Below are 14,036 nucleotides of genomic sequence, written 5' to 3' on the forward strand. Positions count from 1 at the left end.
CCGGAGGGCGGCGCGGCGGCCCCGGAGGGCGGCGCGGCGGCCCGGAGGGCGACGCGGTGGCCCCGGAGGGCGGCGCGGCGCCCCCTCTCGGCCCGCGGCCGCGCCGGAAGCGCGCCGCGCGCGGACCTACGGCCTGCTGCTCATCATCGCCTCGAGCGACGGCGGCACGCAGCCGTAGGCCTCGGCGGCCGCGAGCAGCGCCGAGTTCTGCGGCAGGTTGAGCAGGAACGAGCTCGCGTAGGGCGTCCCCTCCAGGCCCTTCAGCCGGCGCAGGAGCGGCGGCATCGCGCGCTCCATCGCGTCCCGCGCGCCCACGAGGTCGCCCATGTCCACGCAGGCGTCGTGCAGCGCGAGGTAGATCGGCGCCTCGTTGAGCAGGCTCGGCGCGCCCGCCTCGACGAGCGCCGCCGCCTCGCGCGCGATCTCGCGGGCCTGCTCGGCGTCGCCGAAGCGGCGCTCCGCCTCGGCGCAGAACCCGAGCGCCACGGGGAGGACGTCGCGGTTCTCCGTGACGCGGTAGGCCTCCGTGGCCTTCTTCAGCAGCGAGCGCGCCCGCGCGAGGCCCGACGACTCGACGCGCAGGAGCTCGCAGCCCCGGTAGAACAGGATGCCGAGCGTCACCCGGTCGCGCACGACCCACATGCTCCCCGCCGCCTCGTCCGCGCTCGCGCGCGGCTCGGCGAGCGCGGCGTCGAGCCGCGGCTCGGGGCCGAACGTCGCCGCCCAGCAGAGCAGGATCATCTGCCCGTGCCGCGCCGCCCCGGAGCTGCCGATCGCCTGCGCCCGGGCGATGCCCGCCTCGATCTCCTGGAGCGCCTCGCCCCGCGCGCCGATGGTCGTGAGCGCGAAGCCGACGTTCATCGTCAGCATCGCCTCGCGCTCCTGCAGCCCGGCGCGGCGCGCCGCCCGCGCCGCGTTCCGGCGCGCCTCCAGCGCCGCGGCGGGCTCGCCGCGCGTCTGGTGCGCGACCGCGCGCGTCTGCCAGGCGTCGACCGCCGCCCAGACGAGGCCCCGCCGCGCCGCGAGGTCGAGCAGGTGCGCGGCCTCCTGCTCCGCCATCGCGAGCTGCCCGGCGAACGCGTGGACCTGCGCCAGCGTGGCCGAGCACTGCGCCTCCTCCTCGACGAGATCGATCGTCCGGGCGCGGTCGCGCAGCGCCGTCAGGCGACCCTCCAGATCCATCCCGGAGCCGCACGCGTGATCGTAGCGGGCGCGCGCGGTGAGCGTGCGCAGCTCGCTCGCCTCGTCGTAGACGTTCTCCCACATCGCCCGGATCGCCGAGTCGCGCTCGGGCGAGCGCGCGTCGAGCCGCGAGTACGCCTCCTCCAGGAGGACGGCGCGCGCGAACGCCGTCGGCTTGTCGGGCGAGAACACGAGCGCGCGATCGGCCATGGTGACCGCGTCGCGGAGCGAGTTCGTCGCGAGGGCGCGCCGCGCGGCGGCCTCCCAGCGGATCGCGGCCTCCTCGTGCTCGCCGCCGAGGTCGAAGTGCTGCGCCACCGTGGCGCTGTCCTCGCCCAGCCGGTCGAGCCAGCGCGCCGCCGCCGCGTGCAGCTTCTTCCGGAGCTCCTCGCCGACCGAGGCGTACGCGACGTCGCGGACGAGCGCGTGCTTGAACAGGAACTCGCGCGCGGCCGGGAAGCGCGACGCGGGCTGCTCGACGAGCAGCTCCGCGGCGATGAGCTTCTTCAGCGCGGTCTTCGGCTCGGCCACGCCGACCTCGGCGAGGCCCACGTCCCAGACGGACAGGCCGAAGACGCTCATGCGCACCACCGCCTCGCGCGTGGGCTCGTCGAGCGCGTCGAGGCTCACCTGGATGGCCGCCTCGATGGTCGGCGCCGTGGCCGCGTCCTTGCCGGAGGCGATGACGCGCGCGAGCTCCTCGGCGAAGAGGGGCGAGCCGGCCGCCTGCTGCGCCACGCGGTCGAGCGTCGCGTCGTCGAACGGCCGCGCGGCCGCGGCCGCGCTGAAGACGGCCCGCGCGATCTCGCGCGTGGCACGGCGCGCGATGGGGCGCAGCTCGACGCGGACGTGGTCGCGGCCGGTGAAGCGCTGGCCCTGGTCGCGCCAGAACGCCGGGCGCACCATGAGCATGATGAAGAGCGCCCTGCCCGTCGCCCGCCCGAGGAGGTGATCGAGCCACGCGACGCTCTCCGGGTCGGCCCACTGCGCGTCCTCGACGAGCAGCGCGCACGGCTCGATGGAGGCGGCGCCGACCGCGATGTCGGTCATCGAGAGGTACAGCGCGTCGCGCGCGCCGCGCAGGTCGACGCCGTCGGGGAACGGCTGGTTCGCGAGGAGGCGCGCGAGGAGCCCGCCGTCGCCGTGGAGCAGCCGCCGCGCGCGCACCGCCTCGTCGGCCTGCTCCAGCGACGCGCCCTTCGGCAGGCCCGTGAGGACGCGCAGCGCGTCGGTGGCCACGCCGAGCGCCTGCGCCCGGCCGAACGACTCGCAGCGCAGCTGGACGAGCCGCGGCGGATCCTGCCGGTCGGCGATGCGGGCGACGAACTCGCGCGCGAGCCGGCTCTTGCCGATGCCCGGCGGGCCCGAGATGCTCACCACGACCGGCGTCCGGTCCTCCACGCAGCGGTCGAACGCCGCGACCGTGGTGATGAGCTCGGCGTCCCGCCCGACGAAGGGCGTCTGCGCGTCGGGCCGCTTCGGCGCGCGCGAGAGCACCCGCACGGCGCCGCTCTCCAGCGGCTCGCCCAGGAAGCGCCCGCGGGACAGCTCCACCGTGGTCGCGTCCGCGAGGACGCGGCCGAGGCCCGCCTCGCGCGCGAGCGCGACCGCGCGGTCGACGACCTCGCCGGCCGATCGCGTCCGGTCGACGCGCATGCGGCCGGAGGCGACGCCGACGCGGCCCCCGCGGTCGCCGAGCCCGAGCCCGAGCTCGAGCGCCCGCGACGCCTCGTCGCCGTGGGCCTGCCGCACGCCGAGGTGGGCGACGATCGAGTCGGCGCCGAGCGGAAGCGCGTCGGCCCCGCGGCGCCGCAGCGCCTCGAGCTCGCGGTGCCGCTCCTCGCCGGTGGCCACGTGCAGCGCCACGATCGTGGTCACGAGCCGCGTGCCCATCACGCCCGGCGGGTTGTCGCTCACGCGCAGCGGGGAAGGGGTGGGCAGGTGCGGCTCGGCGACGAGCGCCGCGAGCCTGTCCGCGACCTCGCGCGCCGAGCTCGGCCGCAGGCCCCGGTCGGCGAGCAGGAGTGCGTGGATCAGCTCGTCGAGCGCCGGGACCACGTCGAGCAGGAACTCGGACAGCCGCGGCGCGGGCGTGGTCGCGAGGCGCACGAGGGTCGCGATCGAGGTCGGCCCCATGTGCGGCGGCCGGCCGGCGACCAGCTCGAACAGCGTCGCGCCGAGCGAGTAGAGGTCGCTGCGCGCGTCCACCGTCGCGTCGCCGCGCGCCTGCTCCGGCGAGATGTACGCCGGCGTGCCGACGGGGCTGCCCGCGTCGGTCGTGAGCACGACCTCCTTCGACGCCGCCACCCCGAAGTCGACGAGCTTGACCCGGACGCCGGCGTCCGGCGGCCCGCGCAGGAGGAGGATGTTCGACGGCTTGATGTCGCGGTGGACGACGCCCGCGTCGTGCGCGGCCGCGAGCGCGCTCGCCACCTGGCGCCCGACCTCCAGCCCCTCGCGCAGCGACAGCGGGGAGCGCCGCTGGCGCGACGCCAGGTCTTCCCCGTCGAGCCACTCCATCGCGATGAACGTCGTCCCCTCCTCGATGCGCCGCCCCTCCGCGTCCGTCGTGGTCGAATCGAGCGTCCCGAACGCCACGACCCGCACGATCCCGGGGTGATCGAGCTCCGAGAGGATTTGCCCCTCGCGGGAGAGGCGGGCCTGGCCCTCGGCGTCGACGCCGAGCGCGGTGATGATCTTCAGCGCGACGTACCGCTCGGTCTGCACGTCGTACGCGCGGTGCACGGTGCCGATCCCGCCGCGGCCGACCTCGCGCTCGATGTGGAATCGGCCGGCGATGAGCGGCCTTGCGGGCTCGATGCGCGCGGAGCTCATGCGCTAGCCGACGTGATCCGTGGGATGGGCGCCGAGCGCGCTCCGGCGCGGCGGAGAGGCGATCTCATGGCGCCAAGCCGGGCGGGGCTGCGGTGTTCCGACGGAGCGCATTCGCCAAGGAGACTACGCTGTCGTCCAGGGTAGTTCCAGTGTCGCGGTCGCGCCCCGAAGGAAGAATCGAGCGCGCGGGGGCCTCTCTTGACGGATCTGAAAGCTCCTCTTACGGTCAGCGGCTCTGCGCTAACGTCGGGAGTCCCTCGATGCTCGATCGCGTCGCCGTTCACCAGACCCGGCTGCGCACGCCCGGCCTCGGGCTCGATGCCAAGGGCGTCGCGCTCGGGGCCAAGGGGCTCGTCCTCCTGCCGTCGATCGATCGGCTCGTCGCCTTCCTGGCGCTCTACACGCGGCAGGGCTCGCTCGGCGACATCCTCCGCTCGCTCGTCGTCGAGGTCGTGCGATCGAAGCTGGGCGCCCGGGAGGTCACCCTCCTGTTCGCGGCGGAGAGCAGCGACCGGCTCGACCGCGTCGCCGAGATCGCCCGGCTGGCCGGCGGCTACTGCTTCACCGGGACGAGCCGGCACTTCGTCCAGTACCGCGACGCCGCCGCGCCGTTCGGGTACGACGTCCCGCAGATCCTGCCCAGCGACGCGGCGCTCTCGCTCTACCACAACGCCTTCTCGCAGACGTACGAGGTCGAGAGGCGCCTCGACGTGCGCGCGCTGCTGCTCCGGCTCGAGCCGCACCTCGATCCGGCCGCCGGGCGCGAGCCCGGGCCCCGCTGGCTCGTCGCGGAGTCGGGGCTCGGCCCGGCGCTCATCCGCTACCTGTCCCGGAGCAGCGTCGATGCCGAGGTCGGCCTGTGCGAGTGGCCGCCGGAGTCGAGCTTCGACGACGCCCCGGTCCTCCGCTATCTCTTCCGCGTGCCGGCCATCCCCGACCGGATGGTCCCGCTGCTCACGAGCACGCCGGGCCTCGGGTACTTCGTCCCGGTCGCCCCCGGCGCCGCGGTGGAGATCGGGTTCCGGCACCCGGTCAACCTCCGCGCCTGCCCGGTGTTCAGCGAGGCGGGCCTCGTGCTCTTCCGGGGCAGGGGCCGCGAGGCGCTGGAGATCGCGAAGCTGCCGGCGATGGGGGACGTCTCGGCGTTCGCCCGGGTCGAGCTCAGCCGCGAGCCCGCGGTGGCGCGGGTGACGCCGGAGGGCGACGCCCGGCGCCCGCCGTCGGTCGTGCTGTCGCTCCGCCTGGTCCCGAGCTCCGAGCCGTGGCGGACGGTGACGGCGTCGTGGATCCGGCCCGAGGAGATGCAGCTCCTCCGGCACGTCGCCTACGCGCTCGGCCCCGAGACGCTGCGCCGGGCCTGCATCGCCTTCACGGCCGCGGGCGCGTTCCTCCGCCACCCGACCGGCATCGAGGGGATCCCGGTCGGCGAGTTCTTCCGGGAGGTCCACCCGGGCCTCTACATCCCCGCCGGCTACGACGCGGTCCCCGCGGTCGCGCCCGGCGTGCTGTTCCGCGCGATGGGCGCCCCGGCCGGGCAAGCGCTGTTCATCGGGCGCGACGGGCGGGCGATCGGCGTGCCCGAGGACGCGTTCGTCCCGCTGGAGACGGCGCTCCTCGAGGCGCAGCAGTGGTCGCCGCTGGCCGCGCAGTCGGCGGGCCTCACGGCCGCGCTGGCGACCGAGCTGCCCGAGGTCGTGCTCGGCGGCGTCGGCATCCGGCCCCTGCGCGACCTCGCCCCGCCCGACGCGAGCGGCGAGCCGAGGGCGCTCCCGCCGGGCGCCGGCCGGGCCCCCCAATGACCGAGCCCGACGCGATCGCCGAGCGCCTCTCCGAGCTCCAGGCGAACGTGCTCGCCCCGCTCGTCCTCGGCGGCCCCCTCCACCCGGTGCGCCCGTTCGGCGTCCGGCTCGCGCTCCTCCTCGGCGACGGCGCGGGGGCGCTCGATCGCGACCTCGGCTCGCGCATCGATGTGGTCCGCGTCCGCGTCGCCCGGCTCGTCGCGCCGGTGGACACGCTCCCGGAGCTCACCGCCGCCGACTGGGCGCTCCTCGCCGCGCTGAACGACCTGCTCCAGCTCACGAACCACGAGCTCGCCGGCGTCCTGACGCGCAGCCGCTATCCGCGCCTGCTCGCGAGCGTGCGCGACCTCTGCGAGCTCGTGCCCGCGCCGGCGGACGTCGCGACCGCGCTGTCGCGCCACGCCACGTTCGCGCGCGTGCTCGACAGCGTTCGCACGGACGCGGTGGTCGCCTGGTGGACGGGCCGCGCGAGCTTCCGCGGCCAGCCGCCGCCCCCGCGGCTGCTCCGGTGGCGGCAGCTGCGCAACGTCGAGGTCGAGACCCGGCGCGTCGGCCTCGCCGACATGGGTCACGGCATCCCCGGGCTCGCCCCGCCGGATTTCACGGACGCGCTCGCCCTCTGGATGACGCGCACGCCGCTCACGGATCTCGCGACCGCCACCCGGAAGAGCCCGCCGTTCGCGTGGTCCGCCTCGACGCTCGCGGTCGTCGCGACCCCGCCTGGCCGGAGCCTCGCGTACCGCGTGCTCCTGCGCCAGCCGCACGACCTCGCCGTCGCGACGCTCGCCCGCGCCGCCAGGGAGGTCCCGCCCCGGTTCGGTCGGGCGCGCGCGATCGCCGAGTCGTTCGCCAGCGAGGTCGCCGCCGGGATCAAGCTGCTCGACGAGCGCTCCGGGGCCGCGTGACCCGCGTGCGGCCTGCGGCGCGCGGTGAGCGACGGGCGACGTGCGGCGTGCGGCGTGCGGCGTGCGGCGTGCGGCGTGCGCCGCGCGGTGAGCGACGGGCGACGTGCGGCGTGCCGCGCGGTTTTGATCGGTTCAAACGGGGCGTGATACGCTCCGGCCCCCTTTCACGCGCCTCGCGCTGGAGCGACGAACCGTTTGGACCGGCAAGACGCTGAGAACTCCGACGACATGCTTTCTTTTCCCCGGCGCCCTCTCCGCGTCGGCCTGCTTCGGGCGGCGGCCCGGCGCGCGCGGAGCCCGTGGGCGCGCATCGCCGGCGCGGCGCTCGCGCTCTCGCTGGCGGTGAGCCCGGGCGTCGCGTTCGCCCAGGCGTCTGCGCTGCTCGACGAGGGCAAGGCGCTCATGAAGAAGGGCAAGCTCGCGGAGGCCTGCCCCAAGATCGAGGAGAGCTACCGGCTGAGCCCGAGGTCGGCCACGCTCCTCGCGCTGGCCACCTGCCACGAGAAGCAGGGGAAGCTCGCGACCGCCTGGTCCGAGTACATCGATCTCAGCGCCGCGGCCCGCAAGGAGGGCAACAAGCGCCTCGAGGCCGACGCGAAGGCGCGGGGAGCGAGGCTCGAGCCGCGGCTCCCGCGGCTCACGGTGAGCGTGCCGCGGGCCGCCGCCGTCGAGGGGCTCGAGGTGACGCTCGACGGGGCGCCGGTCGACAGCGCGAGCTGGGGCCAGGCCCGGCCGATCGATCCCGGCGAGCACAAGGTGAGCGCGAGCGCGCCGGGCCGGAAGAAGTGGGAGGCGTCGGTCTCGATCAAGCGGGGCGAGCGGAAGGCCGTGGCGGTTCCGGCGCTGGCGAAGGACGGCTCGGCGGCGCCGGAGCCCGCGCCGGCGGAGGAGGCGCCCGCGAAGGAGACGGCGGCGGCCACCGCGGCGCCGGACAAGGGCGCGGCCGGGGAGGCGAAGGGGGCGGCTGGGGCCGGGAAGGGCGCGGCTGGGGCCGGGAAAGGGGCGGCTGGGGCCGGGAAGGGCGCGGCTGGGGCCGGGAAGGGGGCGGCGGCGCCGGAACAGACCGCTGCGGGGCCGGAGGAGGACGCGCAGGCCGAGGAGCCTGCCGCGGTCGAGGAGCCGGAGGCGAGCCGGGGCGCCTCGCCGAAACACGCCGGCAGCTTCGTGCTCGAGGTCGGCGCGGCGGGCGGCGCGCTGATCGGGCTGATCGACTCCGGTAGCTTCGGCGACCTGAGCACGTATTCGTACAGCTACAACATCCTGCCCGAGGGCGAGCTCATCGCGCCCTGCAACGACGAGGTCTGCCACGCCAGCTTCGAGCCGGCGATCGGGCCGTTCGCCGGCGGCCAGGCCTTCGTCGGGGTCGCGCTCTCCGAGCGGCTGCACCTCGGCGTCCGGGCGCTCGGCGGCTACCGGTTCGGCGGCGGCTACCTGGTCGTCGGCGGCCCGTCTGCGTCGCTGCGCTTCGGGCGCCTGTGGCTCGGCCTGACGGGGCTCGTCGGCGCGGTGGGGCAGGACGCGAAGGTCACCGGCGTGAAGGGGGAGATCCCCTCCGAGCTGGTCGACCGCAACTACGGCCGGACCGAGGTCGACGTGAACGCGCGCGAGGGCAGCCTCCCCGAGACCGCGCTCGTCGAGACGCTCGCGTTCGGCGGCAGCGTCGAGGTGTCGCTCGTGCTGGCGGATCTGCCGAGCTCGAGCTGGACGTCGGGCGCGCTCCTCCTGAGCGCCTGGCCGACCTTCATGAAGGGGCTCGACGGGTTCGTGATCGCCGCGCCGGTGGGCATCGGGTATCGGTTCTACTGAGCAGCGCGATCGACGAGCTCGCGAGCCATGGTATGCGCCGCGTCCCCGTCGCGAGCTGCCGATCAGTCTAGAAAATGAGTCCCCCGAGAGGGAAGCCAGCGATGGCCTCTCGATCCGCCTCCTTGAGGCCAGCGCGGCTCCGGTCCGCCCAGACCACGGCCGGCCAGTCAGCGAACCGTGCGACGAGCTCGGCGGGAGCGCCATGGATCGCGAGGACGAGGCGCTTCAGATGGTGGAGCTCTCCGCGCCTGGCGAGCAACGCCTCGTACATGCCGCGCTGAGGCGCGATCTGCGACCATAGGTCGAGGCTGGTGATCTGTGCAATGACGGGATGATCGAGCACCAACCCCGTCGACTTCGCGTCGAGCGGCGTGTCCCACAAGGCGAGGTGCTGGAGCGACGGAAGGCGGGTCGAATCGAGCGCGGCGAGCACAGACGAGAGCGCCGCCGGCTCCCAGCGCAACGTGAGACGTAGAAGCCTGGGCAGCGGCGCTGCGAGCCAGCGATCGAGCGTCCGGGTGTAGCAGGCCAGGGCGAGCAGATCCGGAAAGCACGCGCCCAGCGCGCGTCCTCGTCGTGAGGTCACCGTCAGGTGAGAGACGCGGTCGACGCGACCGTGTTCCACGAGGAGGGGCAGGATGGGCTCAACCTCCTCGCGGATCTCCATCCGTAAGCGCCGGAGGAAGCGCCCGGCCGGGTGGTGCAGCAAGCGGCGGAGCGCGTGGACCGCATAGGTGTGCGGGGCTGGCCGCTCCACGCGGGGATCGAAGCCGAGTTCGCGCGGATCGACCTGAAGCAGCGGCGGTTCGAAGACATCGGCCAGCGCGACCGCGTCGGCGTCCGCCACGCAGGCTTCGCGAACAAAGCCGAGGAAACGCTCGTACGTGAACGTGCCCGGTAGAGCACGCTGCACATCATCGAGCGCGCCGAAGAGACGGTCGCCGTGTGCAAGGAGCAGCTTCTCCTCGCGCTCGCTCAGCTCCGGCGAGTCCGCTTCGAGGCGCGCCGCGGCTATTTCGATGAGCTCCCCGCGGGCGTCCGCGGAGGCCCGGAGCGACTCCGCCAGGAGCAGGTAGCCTGCGGGCTCGTCGGGCTCGTCATCGATCAGCGCCTCGATGTCTTCGTGGGGTGAAGGGGGCGGCGAAGCGTAACGGAACCCCGCAGCCATGAGCTCTGCCAGGCGATGCTCGAAGGCCGTTACGGCAACGATCGCGCTCGCGTACGTCCGGCGCGTCGTCTCCTGCGAGCCTGTGTCCCCTGTGGTCTGCTCGAACTCGTTGCCAAGAATGCGAAGCTCGGCGTGCCGTGCAGTAGCGGGCTGGAATAACCCGAGCTCGAATGCTCCGCCGTTCAGTCGTTCGCGAGGCCCTCCGAGGATCCTGGAATCCGCCATGGCTTCTGTCCCTCGATATGTTGGTGCGGGCGCCGCGGGGCACCTCAATGGCGATGCCAGAATCCGCGTTCCTCATCATAAGTCCACGTGCCGAGGCCACCGCGTCCTGGAACGTTACCCGGGATCCCGCCGCGGTTTTGGGAGTCGCTGAAGCTGGAAGCTGCGCGGTTCGCCGGGTTAGACAGGAAACCACCGGCAGGTCTTGTGGTCCTCGTCTGAGGTCCGCTGCGCTCCTGGTCCTGATGCCCCGGCGCGATCACTCTGTTCGGCGGAGCCATCCCGGCGAGCGCGTATAGTCGCGGAATCGTCTGCGAACAGTTGGGGCAGGACGCCCTCGGCGTTCCTCCCATGGATGAAGCGATGCCACCGTTCGGATCGATCTCACCCATGGCCGCTCGCAGGTTTCTCCTCCAACCCGGATCTCCGGGGCGGCACGACAGGCCAGTCCGGTTCTGCCAGTCCTCCAGATGGTCGCTCAGCGCCTGGGGTTCAGCGCAGTTTTGCGGCTGCACGTTGGCGTCTTGGCCGCGAGCGTTCGATGGTGGGAGCGCCGCCTGAACGGCTGGGTGGAGATCGCTCCGGGGACGCCCACGGCTCACGCCTGTTAGCGTTGAGCCGTCCGTGCGCGTGATGGTGCATTCCATACGCGCGAGGCCATCGGCGTCCACCCACTCCACCGGGTAATTGTCGACGTACGCGTACGACCTCAGGCCTCCCTCGATCCCGATCGGTTCCGGGCTCAGGTACACCCCCGCCTCCGGGTCGTAGTACCTGTGCCAGTTGTAGTGGAGCCCGGTCTCCGCGTCGGCGTACTGCCCCGGGAACCTGAGCGGCGTGATCCCGGCCTGCCCGCCGGGCACGTCGCCGTACAGCCCCGCCTCGATCTCGGCCGCGACGCGCCCGTCGCCCTCCACGAGCGCCTGGGGGAACCCGTTGACCCCGTGGACGAAGTACCTGAGCGTCCCCGCGGCGCCGTCTCGCTGGGCGAGCGGCAGCGCGCTCTCCGGCAGCGTGACGTAGCTCCGCTCTTCCACGGCGGTCGACTCGCCATCCTCCCGCGCGCGCTCGGTGCGCTCGTGGACCAGCACGTCGCCGCGCCAGGCGTACCGGGTCACGCTCGCGACCTTCCCGGGCTGCGCGACGCGCTTCTCGATCCTGCGGCCGAAGGCGTCATAGGCGAACGAGATCACGTTCGCGTCCGCCGTCCGGGCCTCCATGAGCCGTCCATCGGCGCTCCATGCGTAGGTCCACACGCGCTCGGGCGCCTGCTCGCCTCCGCCCTCAACCCTCAGCTCGTTCACGCGCTTCCGCACCACGTCGCCGCGCTCGCTGTGCTCGTAGCGCACGGCCTGTCGTGCCGTCGCGCGTTCCGTCAACCGCCCGCCCGGCGCGTACGTCCGCCGCTCGCCGTCCCGATCCGCCGCGCCCGTCGCGGAGTACCGGAACCGCTCGGTCGGCTGACCGGCACGGCGCCGCTCGATGACGCGGCCGTTCGCGTCGCGGAGCATGGCTCGCGCCGTGCCGCCGAGATCCTCGTCCGCGCGGAGCATCCCCGCGGGCGACCACGCGTACGTCCTGCGCCACGTCTCGGGCGTCATGAGCGGCCCGACCCACGGCGGCTCGCCGAGCTCGACGCGGGGCGCACTGGGTCGACCGAGCACGCGCTGCCGCTGCACCAGGCCCTCGGCGTCGATGTCGGTCGCGATCGTGCCGCCGCCGGGCAACACCCGCGCGACCTCGTGACCGCCGGCATCGTACGCGAAACGCAGCGGCGCGCTCTCTCCACCGATCTGTGCCGCGACGGGCCGTCCCATGACGTCGCGCTGCACGCTCATCTCGCTGCCCGACCCGCGCACGCCGGTGACCCTGCCCATGGCGTCGTAGGTCCACGCGAACGCCGCGAGCACCTCGGCGCCCCGCCGCGTCACCTCCGTGAGCACCCGCCCGCGCCGGTCGTACGTGTACAGGCACTCGACATCGCCGCTCGCGGCGCGCTCGATCCTGCCGAGCGGATCGTAGTCGAACACGTCCTCGCGCCCGTCGGAGGTGGTGCGCTTGACGAGCCTGCCGAGCGGGTCGTACTCGAAGTCGACCTTGTCGCTCCCGCGATCCACCCGCTCGATTCGCCCCTGCGCGTCGAGCCTGTAGCGGATCTCACGGCCGTCGAAGGTCCGCTCGCCGGTGATGCGCCCCTCGCCGTCGCGCTGGATCCGGTGCTCCTCGCCGGCCTCGTTGACGATGCGCACCAGGTCCTGCTCGCGGTCGTAGCGGTAGCGCACCTTGCTGCCGTCGGGCCGCACGAGCTCGGTGACGACGTGGAAGCCGCCCCAGCGCAGCGTGGTCGTGCGTCCGTCGGCGTCCGTGATCTGCGCCAGGTTGCCGTCGGCATCGAAGCCGTAGCGCGTCACCGCGCTTCCCGGCCCGAAGACGGCGCACAGGCGACCGCACGCATCGTAGGCGAAGCGGGTCTCGTGGCCGCGCTCGTCGGTGAAGCCCGTGACGCGCCCCAGGAAATCGTACCGGATGCGCCGCTCGGAGCCGTCGGGCTCGACGACGCGTACGCGGTTCGCGAGCGCGTCGACCGCCATGCGCGTCTCGCCGCCGTTCGGCAGGGTGGCGCCGACGAGCAAGCCGCGGCTGTCATACGCGAAGCCCACCACGAAGCCCGCGTCATCGTAGACGGCAACGACGTCGCCGCGCGCGTCGCGCTCGTAGCGCGCAGCGCCGCCGAGCGCGTCGGTTATGGCCGAGACGAACCCGCGCGCGTCGTGCTCGTAGTGAGTCCTGTTTCCCATCGGGTCGACCTCGGCCACGAGCCGCCCCTCCGCGTCGCGCTCCCAGCGGAAGACCCGCTGCGTCGCGTCCTGGTACTCGAGCAGCGCGCCCGCGTCGTCGTAGCGGAAGGTGTGCACGCCGCTGCCGCCGCCCCAGACCATCCTGTCCAGCTTGCCGAACGCGTTGCCGTCGATCCGCCGGATCGAGCGCGAGGTGATCACCTCGGTGAGCGCGCCGTCGTGGTGATCGATCTTGACGTGCAAAAAAACCCTGGCCCGCGATCCATCGAACAGGGTCTCCGGCGCGCCGTCGTCGAGCGCGTCGTTGCCGTGACGGTGGCACCAGCTCTCGACGCAGCGCCCATCCTTGTAGCGAAACTCCGCCACGAGCCCTCCCGGCTCCTCGCGCCGCACCAGGCGGTGATCCTCGTCGTAGGTGAAGCGCTGCGCGTGCCGCGCGGCGTCCTCGGCCGCGACGAGGTCGCCGCGCGCGTCGAACGCGTACCGCCGCCGCGCCTCCCAGCGCCCGTGTGCCGAGGCGTTCTTGACATCGAAGGCGGCGATGTGCCCGTCCTTGTGCCGACGCACGCGCACGATCCGGCCCACGCTGTCGATCACCTGCACAAGGCGGCCGTTCTCGTACGTGAGCTCGATCAGGTTGTCGTGCAGGTCGACGATCCGGCTCAGCAGCCATCGGCTGCCCTGCGGCTCCGCGAACAGGTACGCCAGCCCGTCCGCCGCGAGCGCGTAGCCCCACGCGTAACGCGTCAGCACCCCGCACGGCAGCCGCGCCGACGCGCCCGGCTCGAGCCTCCTCGGCAGCTCCGTCGCCGCCGCGTGCGGCTCCAGCACCCGGAGCCCGCGGCGGCCCTCCTCGACTTGCCACGAGAGCGAGTGCGTCCAGCCGAAGCCGAGGTCGCCGTCCTCGTCGATGCGCGCGGAGCTGTAGCTGCGCTTGAGCACGAGCGGGATCGTGCCGGGCAGCGCGAGATCGACGACCGCGACCGTGTAGACGCGCCCGGTGATCGGATCGACCGGATCGCCCGCGTGGGTGCCGCCGCCGCCGTGCGTGGGGTTGGGACAGCCGCCCCCGCTGCCCGGCCCGCAGCTGCCCGCGTCCTTGCCGCCGCCGCGTGCGCCGTTGCCGCCGTTTTTCCCGCCACCGCCCTGGCCATCGCCGCGGCCGTTGCCCCCGCGGCCGCTCCCGCCCCCGCCGGCCCCGCCGCCGCCCAGGATGAAGACGCCGGGGTTCATTCCAGGGATCACCGCAGCGTTCGGAAAGGGCGCCGTTCGTGCCATGCGCGCATGCTCGCCGGCGGGGCGCACCTGCGGCAAGCAGCCC

At 73.9% G+C, this 14,036-nt stretch carries 6 protein-coding genes; 3 read left to right on the forward strand and 3 right to left on the reverse strand.

Annotated elements, in window-relative coordinates; all coding sequences use genetic code 11:
• Nucleotides 1-126: 126 nt before the first annotated feature.
• Nucleotides 127-4,017 carry a serine/threonine-protein kinase gene (locus WME98_RS42235; protein ID WP_437947303.1) on the reverse strand — a complete coding sequence of 1,297 codons (3,891 nt, stop codon included), beginning with the start codon at nt 4,015-4,017 and terminating at the stop codon, nt 127-129.
• Nucleotides 4,018-4,277: 260 nt separating this feature from the next.
• Here WME98_RS42235 and WME98_RS42240 point away from each other — a divergent pair, with 260 nt between their 5' ends.
• The 3 genes from WME98_RS42240 to WME98_RS42250 all read left to right on the forward strand — a co-directional run bounded on the left by WME98_RS42240 (nt 4,278) and on the right by WME98_RS42250 (nt 8,527).
• Nucleotides 4,278-5,816: a hypothetical protein gene (locus tag WME98_RS42240; RefSeq protein ID WP_437947304.1), complete on the forward strand. Its 1,539-nt coding sequence runs from the start codon at nt 4,278-4,280 to the stop codon at nt 5,814-5,816.
• Nucleotides 5,813-6,721: a hypothetical protein gene (locus WME98_RS42245; RefSeq protein WP_437338184.1), complete on the forward strand. Its 909-nt coding sequence runs from the start codon at nt 5,813-5,815 to the stop codon at nt 6,719-6,721. The genes WME98_RS42240 and WME98_RS42245 overlap by 4 nt, the downstream gene beginning before the upstream one ends.
• Before the next feature lie 228 nt (nt 6,722-6,949).
• Entirely contained in the window at nt 6,950-8,527 is a 1,578-nt protein-coding gene (locus WME98_RS42250) for a hypothetical protein (protein ID WP_437947306.1), read from the forward strand.
• Between the two features lie 67 nt (nt 8,528-8,594).
• Here WME98_RS42250 and WME98_RS42255 read toward each other — a convergent pair whose 3' ends face one another.
• Nucleotides 8,595-9,920, reverse strand: a complete 1,326-nt coding sequence (locus tag WME98_RS42255) for a hypothetical protein (RefSeq protein WP_437947307.1) — start codon at nt 9,918-9,920, stop codon at nt 8,595-8,597.
• 44 nt (nt 9,921-9,964) lie between these two features.
• Nucleotides 9,965-13,993: an RHS repeat-associated core domain-containing protein gene (locus tag WME98_RS42260; RefSeq protein ID WP_437947308.1), complete on the reverse strand. Its 4,029-nt coding sequence runs from the start codon at nt 13,991-13,993 to the stop codon at nt 9,965-9,967.
• Nucleotides 13,994-14,036: the final 43 nt, after the last annotated feature.

This window comes from Sorangium sp. So ce296 (assembly GCF_051529605.1).
GTDB lineage: Bacteria > Myxococcota_A > Polyangia > Polyangiales > Polyangiaceae > Sorangium > Sorangium cellulosum_D.